Origin of the sequence: Streptomyces sp. 1-11 (assembly GCF_007176755.1) — a bacterium.
GTDB lineage: Bacteria > Actinomycetota > Actinomycetes > Streptomycetales > Streptomycetaceae > Streptomyces.
This window is the reverse complement of sequence record NZ_BJTV01000001.1, coordinates 494,135-509,582: the sequence shown is the minus strand read 5'-3', so window position 1 is coordinate 509,582 and position 15,448 is coordinate 494,135. Positions and strand designations below refer to the sequence as shown.

Below are 15,448 nucleotides of genomic sequence, written 5' to 3'. Positions count from 1 at the left end.
ATGCCGCGAAGCCGACGCCGTCGGGGCGTCTCGGCTGGAGCACCGATCCGGTGCTCACATCAAGCGCCGACAGGCGCTCAGGTCAGGTGAAGGAGCCTTCCCGTGCGCCGGGTAGCCAAGCTTTCCGCTGCGTGTGCCGCCACCGCAGCTCTCGCCCTCACTGCCACCGCGTGTGGCAGCACCTCCTCCGACAACGACAAGTCGTCGTCCTCCTCCGGCGACGGCAAGGGCGTCAAGATCGGTCTCGCCTTCGACGTCGGCGGCCGTGGTGACCGCTCCTTCAACGACTCCGCCGCGCGCGGTGCCGACAAGGCGAAGAAGGAGTTCGGCGGCGAGATCAAGGAGCTGACCGCGAAGACCTCGGACACCGAGGCCGACCGCGAGCAGCGCCTGTCCGACATGGCCGAGGCCGGGTACAGCCCGATCATCGGTGTCGGCTACGCGTACGCCGCCTCGATGTCCAAGGTCGCGGCGAAGTACCCCAAGACCAGCTTCGGCATCGTCGACTCGGTGGTGGACGCCAAGAACGTCGACAGCATCACCTTCACCGAGGAGCAGGGCTCCTACCTGGCCGGTGTCGCCGCCGCGCTGAAGACCAAGAAGGACCACGTCGGCTTCATCGGTGGTGTCGACGTCCCGCTGATCAAGAAGTTCGAGGCGGGTTACGTCCAGGGCGTCAAGGACACCAACTCGAAGATCAAGGTCGACACCCAGTACCTGAGCCACGGCTCGGACACCTCCGGCTTCGCCAGCCCCGACAAGGGCAAGGAAGCCGCGCAGGGCATGCTGGACAACGGCGCCGACGTGATCTACTCGGCGGCCGGCTCCTCCGGCAACGGCGCGATCGAGGCCGTCAACGGCGTCAAGGGCGCCTGGGCGATCGGCGTGGACTCCGACCAGTACAGCATCCCGGGTCTGGCCAAGTACAAGAACTCCATCCTGACCTCGATGGTCAAGAACGTGGACCTCGGCGTGTACGACTTCGTCAAGTCCGTGCACGACGGCAAGCCACTGACCGGCACCAACACCTACTCGCTGAGCAAGGACGGCGTCTCGCTGTCCACCAGCGGCGGCTTCATCGACGACATCCAGGCCAAGCTGGACGCGGCGAAGAAGAAGATCGTCGACGGCTCCGTCAAGGTCAAGACCACCCCGTGACCTGACGGGTCCCGTGGGACCCGGGCTCGGCGCGGGGGCGGCTTCCGCAGCCCCCCGCCGAGCCATAACAATGTGTCAACTCTACGCGTGTAGCATCGAGTTGCCGCGCTAGCGTCGCCGACGCCTGCCCTCCCCCCGCAGCCCCTTTCCCCGAGGAGAGTGCGCCATCAACGCGTCCAGCCCTCCCGCTGCCGTCGAACTGCGCGGCATCACCAAGCGTTTCCCCGGCGTCGTCGCCAACCGCGACATCGACATCACGGTCCGCACGGGCACCGTACACGCCCTCTGCGGCGAGAACGGCGCCGGCAAGTCCACCCTGATGAAGATCCTCTACGGCATGCAGCAGCCGGACGAGGGCACCATCAAGATCAACGGCGAACAGGTCACCTTCGGCAACCCCGGTGACGCCATCGCCCGCGGCATCGGCATGGTCCACCAGCACTTCATGCTCGCCGACAACCTCACCGTCCTCGAGAACGTCGTCCTCGGCGCGGAGAAGCTGTACGGCATCGGCGGCAAGGCGCGCACGAAGATCAGGGAGATCTCCGACGCGTACGGCCTCGGCGTGCGGCCCGACGTCCTGGTGGAGGAGCTCGGCGTCGCCGACCGCCAGCGCGTGGAGATCCTCAAGGTCCTCTACCGCGGCGCCCGGACCCTCATCCTGGACGAGCCGACCGCCGTGCTCGTGCCGCAGGAGGTCGACGCGCTCTTCGACAACCTCCGCGAGCTGAAGGCCGAGGGCCTCACCGTCATCTTCATCTCCCACAAGCTGGGCGAGGTGCTCTCCGTCGCCGACGAGATCACCGTCATCCGGCGCGGTACCACGGTCGGCACGGCCGAGCCGCGCAGCACCACCTCCAAGCAGCTCGCCGAGATGATGGTCGGCAGCGAACTGCCGACCCCGGAGACGGAGGAGTCCACCGTCACGGACGCCCCCATGCTCACGGTGGACAAGCTGCACCTGTCCCAGACCGACCTGGACGGCGTCGAGCGCGTCATCCTCGACGAGATCTCCTTCACCATCCACAAGGGCGAGGTCCTCGGCATAGCCGGTGTGGAGGGCAACGGCCAGTCCGAGCTGGTCGAGGCGATCATGGGCATGCGGGACCCGGACGCCGGCGTCGTCACGCTGGACGGCGAGGACATCTCCCACACCCCCACCCGCCGCCGCCGTGAGGCCGGCGTCGGCTACATCCCCGAGGACCGCCACCGCCACGGCCTGCTCCTCGAGGCGCCGCTGTGGGAGAACCGCATCCTCGGCCACGTCACCGAGCGCCCCAACTCGCGCGGCGGACTGCTCGACATCAAGGCCGCCCGGACCGACACCGAGCGCATCGTCCGCGACTACGACGTCCGCACCCCCGGCATCGAGGTGACCGCCGCCTCGCTGTCCGGCGGCAACCAGCAGAAGCTGATCGTCGGCCGCGAGATGAGCCACGACCCCAAGCTGCTCATCGCCGCCCACCCCACCCGCGGTGTGGACGTCGGCGCGCAGGCGGCGATCTGGGACCACATCCGGCAGGCCCGCCGCGCGGGTCTGGCCGTGCTGCTGATCTCCGCCGACCTGGACGAGCTCATCGGGCTCTCCGACACCCTGCGGGTGATGTACCGGGGCCGTCTGGTCGCCGACGCCGACCCCGCCACCATCACCCCCGAGGAGCTGGGCTCCGCCATGACGGGTGCGGCCTCCGGCCACCTGGAGCACACAGAGGACGACGAGCGATGAAGAAGCTGACCTCACGGATCGACAAGGAGCGGCTGCTCCTCGGGATCGCGGCGCCGCTGCTGGCGATCGTCGCCGCGCTCGTCGTCACCACCCTGGTGATCCTCGCCACCGGCAAGAACCCGGGCGACGCCTTCAGCGACATGGTGACCTACGGCTTCGCCAGCGACAGCCAGGTCTACATCCTGAACAAGGCGACGACCTACTACCTCGCGGGCGTCGCGGTGGCCATCGGCTTCCGCATGAACCTGTTCAACATCGGTGTCGACGGCCAGTACCGGCTCGCCGCGTTCATCGCCGCCGTCCTCGGCGGCGCGCTGACTGTCCCCGGCTGGATCGCCATCCCCCTGATCGTCATCTGCGCGATGGCGACCGGCGCCCTGTGGGCGGCCATCGCCGGCGTGCTCAAGGTGACCCGCGGCGTCAGCGAGGTCATCTCGACGATCATGCTGAACTCGATCGCCACCGCGATCATCGCCTACCTGCTGCAGCCCGGGAAGCTGGGCCAGCTCGACCAGGCGGGCACCCTCGTCTCCACCAAGCCGCTGCCGTCGTCCTCGTACTTCTTCAGCATCGACACCGGCCCGGCCGGCGTCCTGTGGGGCTTCATCGTCATCGCCGTGGTCGTCGGCATCGGCTACTGGTTCGTGCTCGGCCGCACCCGGTTCGGCTTCGACCTGCGCACCGTCGGCCAGTCCGACACCGCCGCCGCCGCGAGCGGTGTCGGGGTGAAGAAGATGGTCGCCACCAGCATGATCATCTCGGGTGCGGTGGCCGGTCTCATCGGCATGCCGACCCTGCTCAACGACAGCCACCAGTTCAGCAACGACTTCCCGGCGGGCATCGGCTTCACCGGCATCGCCATCGCGCTGCTCGGCCGCAACAGCCCGATCGGCATCGCGCTCGGCGCCCTCCTGTGGGGCTTCCTGGAGCGCACCACCAACCACCTGGAGTTCCAGGGCTACGACAAGGAGATCCTCGGCGTGATCCAGGGCGTCATCGTCCTGTGCGTCGTGATCGCCTACGAGGTCGTCCGCCGCTACGGCCTCAAGCGCCAGCAGCAGCGGGTCGGCGCCGAACTCGCCGCCCAGGCCGCCGCCCCGACGATGAAGCAGGAGGTGGCGTGATGACTGCCACGATGACCGACGCGCCGCCGCCCGCGGCGCCCAAGGCGAGGGGCGAGGCCGGCAAGCGCTCGGGCCGGTCGCTCGGCCAGATCCTCATGATCGTCGCGGGTGCGCTGCTGCTGGTGGCCGCGGTCCGCGTCATCACCGGCGCCGACCAGCTCACCTCCGAAGGACAGGTCGGCGCGGCCCTCGGCCTCGCCGTGCCCATCGGTCTCGCCGGTCTCGCCGGTCTGTGGTCCGAGCGGGCCGGTGTGGTCAACATCGGCCTCGAGGGCATGATGATCCTCGGCACCTTCGGCGCCGGCTGGGTCGGCTGGCAGACCAACCCCTGGCTGGGCCTGCTGTGCGGCATCGGCTTCGGTGTCCTCGGCGGCCTGGTGCACGCCGTCGCCACCATCACCTTCGGCGTCGACCACATCGTCTCCGGCGTCGCGGTCAACCTGCTCGCGCTCGGCGCCACCCAGTACCTCGCCAAGCTCTTCTTCGCCGAGGGCAAGCCGGCGGAGGCGGGCGGCAACCCCAAGCAGTCCCCGCCGGTGGACTCGCTGCCGCACGTCACCGTGCCTGGCCTGTCCGACGGCCTGCAGACGGTGCAGAACCACCACTGGTTCCTGGTCTCCGACCTCGCGGGCATCATCGGCGGTCTGATCACCGACCTGTCGGTGGTGACGATCCTGGCCGTGCTGCTGTTCGCCGGCAGCTGGTGGCTGCTGTGGCGCACCTCGTTCGGCCTGCGGCTGCGCTCCTGCGGCGAGAACCCGGTCGCCGCGGAGTCGCTCGGCGTCAACGTCTACCAGTACAAGTACATGGCCGTGGCCGTCTCCGGCGGCCTCGCCGGGCTCGGCGGCGCGTTCCTCGCCCTGGTCACCTCCCACACCTACCTGGAGGGCCAGACCGGCGGACGCGGCTACATCGGCCTCGCGGCGATGATCTTCGGCAACTGGCGGCCGGGCGGTCTGGCCATGGGCGCCGGCCTGTTCGGCTACTCCGACGCGCTGCAGCTGCGCAACGGCGGCACCACCGTGCACGCGCTGCTGCTCCTGCTGGTCGTCCTGCTCGTGGTCCTGGCCGGCTGGAAGCTGTACCGCTCGGCCGTCTGGCAGGGCGCCGTCAGCCTCCTCGTGGGCGGCCTGGTCCTGGCCTGGTATCTGCTCACCGACGAGGTCCCGAGCGACTTCGTGGGCGCCACGCCGTACGTCGTGACGCTGCTGGTGCTCTCGCTCTCCGCCCAGCGGCTGCGCATGCCCAAGGCGGACGGCATGCGGTACCGGAAGGGGCAGGGCAAGTGACGGCGCCGGACGCCGGCTTCGACTGGGAGCCGCTGCGCGCCGAGGCGCGGGAGGCCATGACCCACGCCTACGTCCCCTACTCGGGCTACCCGGTCGGCGTGGCCGCGCTGGTCGACGACGGGCGCACGGTCACCGGCTGCAACGTGGAGAACGCCTCCTACGGGCTCGGCCTGTGCGCCGAGTGCGGGCTCGTCTCGCAGCTCCAGCGCACGGGCGGCGGCCGCCTCACGCACTTCACCTGCGTGGACGGCGAGGGCGCCCTGCTGGTGCCGTGCGGCCGCTGCCGCCAGCTGCTGTACGAGTTCGGCGGTCCCGGCCTGCTGCTGGACACCCCCGAGGGCGTCCTGGCGCTCTCCGAGATGCTGCCCCAGGCTTTCGGCCCGGGCCATCTCACCAAGTAACTCCCCGTACGGCCCCCCTGACCCGCTCAGGGGGGCCGTGCACTTCGCACCTCCCGGAAGGAAGCCATAGCCATGGCCATGGACGCCATCTCCGTCATCCGCACCAAGCGGGACCGCGGTGAGCTGACCGACGAGCAGATCGACTGGGTCATCGACGCGTACACCCGCGGCGAGGTCGCCGACGAGCAGATGTCGTCGCTCGCCATGGCGATCCTGCTGAACGGGATGAACCGCCGGGAGATCGCCCGCTGGACCGCGGCCATGATCGCCTCCGGCGAGCGCATGGACTTCTCCTCGCTGTCCCGCCCGACGGCCGACAAGCACTCCACCGGCGGCGTCGGCGACAAGATCACGCTCCCGCTGGCCCCGCTGGTCGCGGCCTGCGGCGCGGCCGTGCCGCAGCTCTCCGGCCGGGGCCTCGGCCACACCGGCGGCACCCTGGACAAGCTGGAGTCCGTCCCCGGCTGGCGCGCGCTGCTGTCCAACGAGGAGATGCTGCACGTCCTCGACACCACCGGCGCGGTGATCTGCGCGGCCGGCGACGGCCTGGCCCCGGCCGACAAGAAGCTCTACGCCCTGCGCGACGTGACCGGCACGGTCGAGGCGATCCCGCTGATCGCGTCCTCGATCATGTCGAAGAAGATCGCCGAGGGCACCGGCTCCCTGGTGCTCGACGTGAAGGTGGGCTCCGGCGCCTTCATGAAGACCATCGAGGACGCCCGTGAGCTGGCCTCCACGATGGTCGGCCTGGGCACCGACCACGGGGTGCGGACGGTCGCGCTGCTGACCGACATGTCCACCCCGCTCGGCCTCACGGCCGGCAACGCGCTCGAGGTCCGCGAGTCGGTCGAGGTCCTCGCGGGCGGCGGCCCGGCGGACGTGGTCGAACTGACCGTCGCCCTGGCCCGCGAGATGCTCGACGCGGCCGGCATCAAGGACGCCGACCCGGCGAAGGCGCTGGCCGACGGCTCGGCGATGGACGTGTGGCGCCGGATGATCGCGGCCCAGGGCGGCGACCCGGACGCCGCGCTGCCCACGTCGAAGGAGCAGCACGTCATCAAGGCGTCCGCGTCCGGCGTCCTGACCCGGCTGGACGCCTACGGCATCGGCGTCGCCGCCTGGCGTCTCGGCGCGGGCCGCGCCCGCAAGGAGGACCCGGTGCAGGCGGCGGCGGGCGTGGAGATGCACGCCAAGCCGGGCGACACGGTGACCGAGGGCCAGCCGCTGCTGACCCTGCACACCGACACCCCCGAGCGCTTCGAGTACGCGCTCCAGGCGGTCGAGGGCACCTACGACATCGCGGCCCCGGGCACGGCCTTCACGCCGTCGCCGGTGGTGCTGGAGCGCATCGCCTGACCGGGGCCCGTGGCCGGAGGCCGCGGAGGCCGTAGCCCTTTCGGGCGAACGGGACCGGTGGACCGCCGCCGGTCCCGTTCGGCATGCTGGGATCGGCGACGCACCGATAGGAGACCGCCGTGAGCGCACTCACCGTCAGCCAGGACCCCGACCAGAACTGGGACGACCTCGTCCGGTACTGGGAGGAGATGGAATGGCCCGAGGGCAGCAAGGTGGAGATCATCGAGGGGATCATCACCGTGTCACCTGCTCCCGCGTTCCGCCACAATGTGATCGCGGCTCGCATCCAGCGTCGCCTCTATACCGTGATCTCCGAAGACTGGGAGATCTTCCAGACCCTGGCAATCGCCGTGCCGTCGAGGATGGGCATGCTCATCCCTGACCTGGTGGTCGCTCCGGTGCCGGAACGTCCGGAGGCGGACTCACACATCCCGGCATCCCTGGCCGAACTCGTCGTCGAAGTGACCTCCAAGTCCAATGCCCGGCACGATCGCGTCAGCAAGCCCGCTGCTTACGCCACGGCCGACATTCCGCTCTATCTCCTCGTCGACCGCTGGGCCCCCGGAGGTCCCACCGTCACGCTCTACGGAGAGCCGAAGGGCGAGGTCTACCGAGTCCTCCAAGCCGTGAAGTTCGGCGATCCCATCAAGTTGCCGGAACCGTTCGGCATCACCATCGACACGGGCGAGTTCCCCGTCGACTGACGCGCCCTCACCCCAGTACCGTCGCCACCCCCACCAGCACTGGCACCGAGACCACCGTCGACAGCAGGACCGACTCGCGGGCCAGGGATTCGGCGACCTGGTAGCGGCTGGCGTAGGTGAACAGGTTCTGGGCGGCCGGCAGGGCGGAGGTGACGACCACGTCCAGCAGGGGCGCGCCGTGCAGGCCGAAGAGGCCGCGGGCCAGCACCCAGGCCACCAGCGGCTGGCCCAGGGACTTCAGCGCCACCGACAGCAGGACCGGGTGCCGGTCGAGCCCCCGGCCGGGAGCCGCGCTGCCGCGCAGGGACATGCCGAAGACCAGCAGCGCCGCCGGGACCGACATGTTGCCGATCATGGTGACCGGCTCCATGACGGGGCCCGGGATCCGCCAGCCCGACGCCGAGACCACCACCCCCGTCAGCGAGCCCACCGCGATCGGATTGCGCAGCGGCGTCAGCAGCCGCCGCCACACCGTGCCCTTCTCGCCGGCGCCCGTCAGGTCCAGGACGGTCAGGGCGACGGGCGTGACGAGGACGACCTGGAACAGCAGGACCGGGGCCACCAGGGACGCGTCGCCCAGGACGTAGGCGGCGATCGGGATGCCGAGGTTGCCGGAGTTGACGTACCCCGCGCACAGGGCGCCGATCGTGGTGCGGCCCACGCCCCAGTGCCGCAGCGCGCCCACCGCCACGAAGGCCGCCGAGACCGCGGCCGTGCTCAGCGCCGTCACCAGCAGGCGGCTGGAGAACAGCACGGAGAGGTCGGCCCCCGCCAGCGTCCGGAACAGCAGGGCCGGTCCCGCCACCGAGAACGCCAGCCGGGTCAGCACCTCGCGGCCCGGATCACCGAGGGTGCCGCGCCACCCGAGCACGTGGCCCGCCCCGATGACGACCGCGATCACCGCGAACCCGCTCAGCACCCCCGTCACGGCCCCAACCCTGCGCCGGGGCACGACCGCCGGTCAATGTGATCTCCGTCCGGGCGTGCCCGCCGAAGGCCCGGCGATGAGTTGCGCGCGTGCCACCGGTCTACCGCACGTGGACGCCAAGACACCCGCAGTGCTCGTACTGCCCGGACCCGTCACCCCTGCCGAGGTGCCGGGCCTGTGCGCCGACGTGCGGACGCTGCTGGAGGCCGGTGGCGCCGCGGTCGTCGTGTGCGACGTGGCCGGGCTCGGCCCGCCGGGGCTGCGGACCGTGGATCTGCTGGCCCGGCTGGAGCTCGCCGCACGCCGGGCCGGCGGGCGGATACGGCTGCGCGGGCCCGACCCCGCGCTACGCGCCCTTCTCGACCTGGTCGGACTCCGCTTCCAGGTGGAGGGGGAGGCCGAAGAGCGGGAACCAGCGCGCGGTGTCCAGGAAGCAGTGGAAGCCGGTGATCCGGCCGTCTGACACCTCCAGCACCTGCACCGCCCAGGGGGTGAAGCCGCCCTTCTCCTCGTCCGGCTTGTAGTGCGCGAACCCCGGCAGGCCGTTCGCCCGCACCGGCAGCAGCCTGGAACCGGCGCAGGAGGCGCCCAGGGTGGTCATGAAGCCGGTGATGTCCTGCGGGCCGCGCAGCCACAGGTCGAACGGCGGCATCGTCATGACGGCGTCCTCGTGCAGCAGCGCCGTGAGCGCCGTCATGTCGTAGCCCTCGAACGCCTTCACGTAGCGCTCGAGGAGTCTTCGCTGCTCCTCGTCCAGCGGGTCGGACACCGCCCCGGCCGCGGTCTCGGAGTCCCGCTCGGCGAGCGTGGCCCGGGCCCGCTGCAGGGCGCTGTTGACGGAGGCGACCGTGGTGCCCAGCAGCTCGGCGACCTCACTCGCCCGCCAGGCCAGCACCTCGCGCAGGATCAGCACCGCCCGCTGCTTCGGCGGCAGTTGCTGCAGGGCCGCCATGAACGCCAGCCGGACCGACTCCTTGGCGACCGCCGCCTCCGCCGGGTCCTCCACCGTCGGCAGTACGCGCGCGTCCGGCATCGGCTCCAGCCAGGTGTTGTCGGGGCGGGGGGAGAGCGCCGCCCGGGCGAGCGGCGTCGAGTCGGTCAGGTCCATCGGCCGGGCCCGCTTGTTGCCCGCCGTCAGCATGTCCAGGCACACGTTCGTCGCGATCCGGTACAGCCACGAGCGCAGGGAGGAACGGCCCTCGAACTTGTCGTAGCTCCGCCAGGCCCGCACCAGCGTGTCCTGCACCGCGTCCTCGGCCTCGAAGGAGGAGCCGAGCATCCGGTAGCAGTACCCGGTCAGCTCGGTCCGGTGCTTCTCCAGTGCGGTGTCGAGTTCCGTCGCCGCCGTTCCGCTGCCCATCACGCACCCACCCCTGTGGCCGTCCCCGTGGCGCGCCTTCGCGCCCCAGTACTTCGGAAGCTACCGCAGCCCACTGACAATGGCGCCCGGAGCAGGAAAATGCCCGGCCGGGACCGGTTCCCGCACCCGAACGGGCGGGCACCGACTCCGGTGCCCGCCCGTTCGGCCGCGCGTCGTCTCAGTGCGCCGGCACCGGCTCCCGACGGGCCGACACCCGGGCCGCCCGGGACCCCAGGAGCGTGATGGTCACGACGCCGAGGACCGCCAGGACGCCCACGCCGACCGTTCCCGCCCAGCCGCCGGCGTGGAAGGCCGTCGCGCCCAGCGTGCTGCCCGCGCTGGAGCCGATGTAGTACGCGGACTGGTACAGGGCTGAGGCCTGGGCGCGGCCGTGCTCGGCCGTCCTGCCCACCGCCGAGGAGGCGACCGCGTGGCCGGCGAAGAAGCCCGCCGTGATCAGCACCAGGCCCAGCAGGACCAGCGGCAGCGAGGGCGCCAGGGACAGCAGCAGGCCCGCCGCCGTCGTACCGCCCGCCAGGTAGAGCGCGCCGCGGCGGCCCAGCCGGCCCACCAGCCGGCCGGCCGTCGACGCCGACACCGTGCCGACCAGGTACACCAGGAAGATCGAGCCGACGATGCCCTGCGGCAGGGAGAACGGCGCCTGCGTCAGCCGGTAGCCGATCACCGTGTACACACCGCCGAACACCGTCATGAACAGCGCGCCGATCGCGTACAGCCGGCGCAGCAGCGGGTCGCCGAGGTGAGCGCGCACCGTGCCCAGCAGCACCCGGGGCCGCAGCGAGCCGGCGCGGAAGTGCCTCGGGGCGGGCAGCAGCAGCCGGAACGCCGCCGCGCAGGCCACCGCGACCACGCCGATCACACCGACGGCGACCCGCCAGCCCCACTCCTGCGCCACCCAGCCGGTGATCACCCGGCCGCTCATCCCGCCCACGCTGTTGCCCGCCACGAACAGCCCGATGGCCGTGACCAGGGCCTTCGGCCGGACCTCCTCGGCCAGGTACGCCGTCGCCGAGGCGGGCAGACCCGCCAGCGCCGCGCCCTGCACCGCCCGCAGCACGACCAGCGCGCCGATCGACGGCGCGAAGGGCACCAGCAGACCCACGCCCACCGCGACCGCCAGCGAGGCCGTCATCACCGTCCGGCGGCCGAAGCGCTCGGACAGGGCGCTCATCGGCAGCACGAACAGCGCCAGACCGCCGGTGGCGGCCGCCACCGTCCAGCTCGCCTCGCTCGCCGCCACCCCGAACTCGCCGGAGATCAGCGGCAGCAGGGCCTGGGTGGAGTAGAGCAGGGCGAAGGTCGCGACCCCGGCGAGGAACAGGGCGAAGCTCATCCGGCGGTAGCCGGGGCCGCCCGGAGTCATCCGGGAGTCGGTCGCGGAGTCGGGGGAGGGGACGGACGGGACGGCGTCCACGGTGGCGGACGCCCCGGTACTGGCGGGAGACATGCCTCGACGCTATGCACGGCCCACTGATCCGTCCAATGCACGGAATCGTCATAATCGTTCCCGTGGAGCATGAGCAGAGGTCACGGGGTCGGCTGTCACCGTTCAGTGACACGGAAGACATGGCGACGTCGCTCGCGCCGCGCCTGGCGTACTTCGCCGGCGTCGCCCGCACCGAGCACGTCACCCGGGCCGCGCACGAGATGAACGTCCCCCAGTCCACGCTCTCGCGGGCCATGGTCCGGCTGGAACAGGACCTCGGCGTCACCCTGTTCGCCCGGCACGGCCGCACGGTCTCCCTCACCACCGCCGGGCGCACCTTCCTCGCCTCCGTCGAACGCGCCCTCGCCGAGATCGAGCGCGCCGCCGAGGAGGTGCGCGCCGACGCCGACCCGGCCACCGGCAAGGTCGCCTTCGGCTTCCTGCACACCATGGGCGCCGAGACCGTACCCGGCCTGCTGCACGCCTTCCGCGCCGACCACCCGCGCATCCGCTTCAGCCTGGTCCAGAACTACGGCGAGGCGATGCTGGAGCGGCTGCGCGCCGGTGAGCTGGACCTCTGCCTGACCTCCCCGGTTCCGGACGCCCCCGACCTCGTCGCCCGCCGCCTGGACGAGCAGAAGCTGCGCCTGGTCGTCCCGGCCGACCACCGCATGGCCGCCCGCCGCCGCATCCGGCTGGCCGAGGCGTCCGAGGAGACGTTCGTCACCCTGGAGCCGGGCTACGGCCTGCGCCGCATCACCGACGACCTCTGCCGCGAGGCCGGGTTCAAGCCCCGCATCGCCTTCGAGGGCGAGGAGGCGGAGACCCTGCGGGGCCTGGTGGCGGCCGGCCTCGGGGTGGCCCTGCTGCCGCCGCCCACGGTGCCGCGCCCGGGTGTGGTGGAACTGTCGGTCACGGCGCCGAGGGCGGCCCGGGAGATCGGCGTCGCCTGGCTGGCCGACCGCCCGGACACGCCACCGGTGGCGGCCTTCAAGAAGTTCCTGCTCTCCAGGAGGGGGAGCCTGCTGCCCTGAGGGCGTCCGGGAGGCCGGGCCGGGCCCCGGGTCTCACCGCCGCAGCGACTTGCCGAACCCCGCGGCCAGCGGCATCCGCAGCCCGATCGGCGGCGGAGCGGCCAGCGCGTCCTCCACCGGCCGCGACACCGGGTGCCCGAACAGCGCGCCCATGACGAAGTCCACCGTCAGCGAGCGCACTTCGTCGCGGTACTGGTGCAGCGTGTGGCCGTCGGAGTGCACCTCGAAGCGGCACACGTTCCGGTTCGCCTTCTTCGCCCGCTCCGCCAGCCGGAACGACAGCTCCGGGTCGGTGCGTTCGTCGTTCGTGCCGTGCACGATCAGCACCCGCCGCCCCACGAGCTGCTTCACCGGTTCGGCGGGCGCGGCCACGTCGTCCTCGGGCAGCCAGGGAGCGAGCGCGACGACGGAGGTCACCGCCTCGTGGCCGCCCGCCCGCAGCGCCGCCCGTCCGCCCATGTCCAGGCCCACCAGGCACACCGGTACGTCCCCGTAGCGGCGTACGACCTCGTCGGCGGCCCACTCGGCGTCCGCCGCCAGATGCGCCTCGCCGCCGTTCCAGCCGCGGTAGCGGTAGTGCACGGCGTGCACGGCCAGCCCCTCCTGCCGGCCCGCGCGGGCGAGCCGGCGGCCCAGGGACGGCACGAAGGCCGTCGCCCAGACGGGGGACGGCCTGCGGGCGGAGGTCTCCTCCCCGCCGGGGAGCAGCAGCACCGCTCCGCTCACCGCCGTCGGCTCAGGCCCGACCGCCTTTCCCAGCCCGGCCGTTCGGGCCGGCGTCGCTTGCTGTCCCATGACAGAACAGTGTCAGAAGGCGTGGTGTACGAAACCCGTCCGGGCGGTCACCGTTGCGTATCGGCGAAAACCCGTTGTGTCTTCTCGCGCGACAGGAGCGCTCTACGCGCGTAGGAGTTAGAGTGCGGAAATGACGAGCCAGACCGCACCGACTGGGACCGTCCCGGCCCACGTTCCGACGCCGGACCAGATCCGACGGGCACCCAAGGTTCTGCTGCACGACCACCTCGACGGCGGGCTGCGCCCCGGCACCGTCGTCGAACTCGCCCGGGAGAGCGGGTACTCCGCGCTTCCCGAGACCGATCCCGACAAGCTGGGCCTGTGGTTCCGCGAGGCCGCCGACTCCGGCTCGCTGGAACGGTACCTGGAGACCTTCTCGCACACCGTCGGCGTCATGCAGACCAGGCAGGCCCTGGTCCGGGTCGCCCGGGAGTGCGCCGAGGACCTCGCCGAGGACGGGGTCGTCTACGCCGAGGTGCGCTACGCGCCCGAGCAGCACCTCGCGGCCGGGCTGAGCCTCGAAGAGGTCGTCGAGGCGGTGAACGAGGGCTTCCGGGAGGGCGAGCGGCTGGCCCGGGAGAGCGGCCGGCGCATCCGGATCGGCGCCCTGCTGACCGCGATGCGGCACGCGGCCCGCGCCCTGGAGATCGCCGAACTCGCCAACCGCTACCGGGACCTGGGCGTCGTCGGCTTCGACATCGCCGGCGCCGAGGCCGGCTACCCGCCCACCCGGCACCTGGACGCCTTCGAGTACCTGAAGCGAGAAAACAACCACTTCACCATCCACGCCGGCGAGGCGTTCGGGCTGCCCTCCATCTGGCAGGCGCTGCAGTGGTGCGGCGCGGACCGGCTCGGGCACGGGGTGCGGATCATCGACGACATCGAGGTGCGGGCGGACGGCTCGGTGCGGCTCGGACGGCTGGCCTCCTACGTCCGCGACAAGCGCATCCCGCTGGAGCTGTGCCCCAGCTCCAACCTGCAGACCGGGGCCGCGTCCTCCTACGCCGACCATCCGATCGGGCTGCTGCGGCGGCTGCACTTCAGGGCCACGGTGAACACGGACAACAGGCTGATGTCGCACACCAGCATGAGCCGGGAATTCGAGCACCTCGTCGAGGCGTTCGGGTACACACTCGACGACCTCCAATGGTTCTCCGTCAATTCGATGAAGTCGGCGTTCATTCCTTTCGATGAACGACTCGCGATGATCAACGACGTGATCAAGCCCGGATATGCAGAGCTGAAATCCGAATGGCTGTTCCAGCAGACCGCATCCACCAGTGGTTCTTCCGGATCGGAGGACTGAGCACGGGTAAAGGGTTCGTCGAAATGCGAACGCCCCTTCACAAGTCGTACGCATTTCGGTGTTTGCGGGGCGCGGTGAAGGCTGTCTACGGTCGTGGAACCGCTCAGCGCATTGCGATTCCCCGTCTCCGTATTCAAGGACGCATTTAACATGAAGCAGTCTGCAGCCAAGACCCTCGGTGTGGCCGCCCTCGGCGCCGCCTTCGCGGCGGTCGGCGCGGGCGCCGCCGAGGCGGCCCCGGCCGCTCCGGTCGCCCCGCAGGCCCTGGACACCGTCACCGCCGCGCTGCCCGCCCAGAACGTCGGCCAGGCGCTGCCGAGCGCCGGCCAGGCACTCGCCGAGGGGCAGAGCGCCCTCGGCACCGGGGGCACCGTCGCGCAGCCGATGGTCGGGAACGTCGTCGCCGGGGGACCGGCCACGCCGCTCGCCGGGCTGCTCGGCGGGCTGCCGGTCCAGGGCATGCCCACCCAGGGCGTCATGGTGAACGGCCTGCCGCTCGGCTGACCCCTCCGTCCGACGCGCACGGCCCGCCCCGGGACTCTCCCGGGGCGGGCCGTGCGCGTGCGCGTGGGCGGAGGTCCCGCCGGCGGGTCACCAGGTCGCGGCGCGCGCCTTGTCCTCCGCCGGGAGCAGGATCCACAGCGCTATGTAGAGCAGGAACTGCGGGCCGGGCAGCAGGCAGGACACCAGGAAGACGACCCGCATCGTCGTCGCCGAGGTACCGAAGCGCCGGGCCAGCGCGGCGCACACGCCGCCGATCACGCGGCCGTGGGTGGGGCGGGCGAGGGTGGACATCTGCGGCTCCTTGGTCGGCTTCGGG

Annotated in this window: 16 protein-coding genes; 11 read left to right on the top strand and 5 right to left on the bottom strand. The window is 71.5% G+C overall.

The window, feature by feature from the left end:
• The first annotated feature begins 102 nt into the window (after positions 1-102).
• The 7 genes from TNCT1_RS02330 (at position 103) to TNCT1_RS02300 (ending at position 7,758) form a co-directional block, all read left to right on the top strand.
• Positions 103-1,158 (top strand): BMP family protein, encoded by a 1,056-nt coding sequence (locus TNCT1_RS02330; RefSeq protein ID WP_143627594.1) that lies wholly within the window; start codon positions 103-105, stop codon positions 1,156-1,158.
• 199 nt (positions 1,159-1,357) lie between these two features.
• The gene (locus TNCT1_RS02325; RefSeq protein ID WP_174266141.1) at positions 1,358-2,884 is read left to right on the top strand and encodes an ABC transporter ATP-binding protein; all 1,527 of its coding nucleotides are present in this window, start codon (positions 1,358-1,360) and stop codon (positions 2,882-2,884) included.
• On the top strand, positions 2,881-4,008 hold the full coding sequence (locus TNCT1_RS02320; protein WP_143627590.1) for an ABC transporter permease: 1,128 nt from the start codon (positions 2,881-2,883) through the stop codon (positions 4,006-4,008). Before TNCT1_RS02325 ends, TNCT1_RS02320 begins: the two co-directional genes overlap by 4 nt.
• Entirely contained in the window at positions 4,008-5,297 is a 1,290-nt protein-coding gene (locus TNCT1_RS02315) for an ABC transporter permease (protein WP_143627588.1), read from the top strand. The genes TNCT1_RS02320 and TNCT1_RS02315 overlap by 1 nt, the downstream gene beginning before the upstream one ends.
• Positions 5,294-5,698, top strand: a complete 405-nt coding sequence (locus TNCT1_RS02310) for a cytidine deaminase (RefSeq protein ID WP_143627586.1) — start codon at positions 5,294-5,296, stop codon at positions 5,696-5,698. Before TNCT1_RS02315 ends, TNCT1_RS02310 begins: the two co-directional genes overlap by 4 nt.
• A 72-nt stretch (positions 5,699-5,770) precedes the next feature.
• Complete coding sequence (locus tag TNCT1_RS02305) at positions 5,771-7,054, top strand: thymidine phosphorylase (protein WP_143627584.1); 1,284 nt, start codon at positions 5,771-5,773, stop codon at positions 7,052-7,054.
• Positions 7,055-7,173: 119 nt separating this feature from the next.
• Positions 7,174-7,758 carry a Uma2 family endonuclease gene (locus tag TNCT1_RS02300; protein WP_143627582.1) on the top strand — a complete coding sequence of 195 codons (585 nt, stop codon included), beginning with the start codon at positions 7,174-7,176 and terminating at the stop codon, positions 7,756-7,758.
• A gap of 7 nt (positions 7,759-7,765) precedes the next feature.
• Here TNCT1_RS02300 and TNCT1_RS02295 read toward each other — a convergent pair whose 3' ends face one another.
• Positions 7,766-8,686, bottom strand: coding sequence for an AEC family transporter (locus tag TNCT1_RS02295; RefSeq protein ID WP_143627580.1), 921 nt, complete (start codon positions 8,684-8,686; stop codon positions 7,766-7,768).
• 76 nt (positions 8,687-8,762) lie between these two features.
• Between TNCT1_RS02295 and TNCT1_RS02290 the strand changes: the two genes are divergently transcribed.
• Positions 8,763-9,149 (top strand): STAS domain-containing protein, encoded by a 387-nt coding sequence (locus TNCT1_RS02290; RefSeq protein ID WP_143627578.1) that lies wholly within the window; start codon positions 8,763-8,765, stop codon positions 9,147-9,149.
• On the opposite strand, the gene TNCT1_RS02285 is transcribed toward TNCT1_RS02290, so the two are convergent.
• Positions 9,033-10,046, bottom strand: coding sequence for a sigma-70 family RNA polymerase sigma factor (locus TNCT1_RS02285; protein WP_143627576.1), 1,014 nt, complete (start codon positions 10,044-10,046; stop codon positions 9,033-9,035). The two genes, TNCT1_RS02290 and TNCT1_RS02285, sit on opposite strands and share 117 nt — an antisense overlap.
• 178 nt (positions 10,047-10,224) lie before the next feature.
• Positions 10,225-11,514: an MFS transporter gene (locus TNCT1_RS02280; RefSeq protein ID WP_143627574.1), complete on the bottom strand. Its 1,290-nt coding sequence runs from the start codon at positions 11,512-11,514 to the stop codon at positions 10,225-10,227.
• Between the two features lie 119 nt (positions 11,515-11,633).
• On the opposite strand from TNCT1_RS02280, the gene TNCT1_RS02275 reads away from it, so the two are divergent.
• On the top strand, positions 11,634-12,527 hold the full coding sequence (locus TNCT1_RS02275; protein ID WP_373920451.1) for a LysR substrate-binding domain-containing protein: 894 nt from the start codon (positions 11,634-11,636) through the stop codon (positions 12,525-12,527).
• A gap of 33 nt (positions 12,528-12,560) precedes the next feature.
• Here the strand turns inward: TNCT1_RS02275 and TNCT1_RS02270 are convergent, their stop codons facing one another.
• The gene (locus TNCT1_RS02270) at positions 12,561-13,322 is read right to left on the bottom strand and encodes an alpha/beta hydrolase (RefSeq protein ID WP_143627570.1); all 762 of its coding nucleotides are present in this window, start codon (positions 13,320-13,322) and stop codon (positions 12,561-12,563) included.
• A 130-nt stretch (positions 13,323-13,452) separates the two neighbouring features.
• On the opposite strand from TNCT1_RS02270, the gene TNCT1_RS02265 reads away from it, so the two are divergent.
• Together TNCT1_RS02265 and TNCT1_RS02260 are read left to right on the top strand one after the other, a co-directional pair.
• Positions 13,453-14,628, top strand: a complete 1,176-nt coding sequence (locus TNCT1_RS02265; RefSeq protein ID WP_143627568.1) for an adenosine deaminase — start codon at positions 13,453-13,455, stop codon at positions 14,626-14,628.
• A gap of 150 nt (positions 14,629-14,778) precedes the next feature.
• A complete protein-coding gene (locus TNCT1_RS02260) occupies positions 14,779-15,132 on the top strand; it encodes an ATP-binding protein (RefSeq protein WP_143627566.1) in 354 nt (117 codons plus the stop codon).
• Positions 15,133-15,219: 87 nt separating this feature from the next.
• On the opposite strand, the gene TNCT1_RS02255 is transcribed toward TNCT1_RS02260, so the two are convergent.
• Positions 15,220-15,423: a PspC domain-containing protein gene (locus TNCT1_RS02255; protein ID WP_143627564.1), complete on the bottom strand. Its 204-nt coding sequence runs from the start codon at positions 15,421-15,423 to the stop codon at positions 15,220-15,222.
• Positions 15,424-15,448: the final 25 nt, after the last annotated feature.

Bases quoted from the DNA above. Each gene is read 5' to 3' on its own strand.
- TNCT1_RS02265 (WP_143627568.1), top strand. From the start codon at position 13,453: ATGACGAGCCAGACCGCACCGACTGGGACCGTCCCGGCCCACGTTCCG.
- TNCT1_RS02320 (WP_143627590.1), top strand. From the start codon at position 2,881: ATGAAGAAGCTGACCTCACGGATCGACAAGGAGCGGCTGCTCCTCGGG.
- TNCT1_RS02260 (WP_143627566.1), top strand. From the start codon at position 14,779: ATGAAGCAGTCTGCAGCCAAGACCCTCGGTGTGGCCGCCCTCGGCGCC.
- TNCT1_RS02290 (WP_143627578.1), top strand. From the start codon at position 8,763: ATGAGTTGCGCGCGTGCCACCGGTCTACCGCACGTGGACGCCAAGACA.
- TNCT1_RS02255 (WP_143627564.1), bottom strand. From the start codon at position 15,423: ATGTCCACCCTCGCCCGCCCCACCCACGGCCGCGTGATCGGCGGCGTG.
- TNCT1_RS02280 (WP_143627574.1), bottom strand. From the start codon at position 11,514: ATGTCTCCCGCCAGTACCGGGGCGTCCGCCACCGTGGACGCCGTCCCG.
- TNCT1_RS02270 (WP_143627570.1), bottom strand. From the start codon at position 13,322: ATGGGACAGCAAGCGACGCCGGCCCGAACGGCCGGGCTGGGAAAGGCG.
- TNCT1_RS02315 (WP_143627588.1), top strand. From the start codon at position 4,008: ATGACTGCCACGATGACCGACGCGCCGCCGCCCGCGGCGCCCAAGGCG.
- TNCT1_RS02285 (WP_143627576.1), bottom strand. From the start codon at position 10,046: ATGGGCAGCGGAACGGCGGCGACGGAACTCGACACCGCACTGGAGAAG.
- TNCT1_RS02275 (WP_373920451.1), top strand. From the start codon at position 11,634: ATGGCGACGTCGCTCGCGCCGCGCCTGGCGTACTTCGCCGGCGTCGCC.
- TNCT1_RS02305 (WP_143627584.1), top strand. From the start codon at position 5,771: ATGGCCATGGACGCCATCTCCGTCATCCGCACCAAGCGGGACCGCGGT.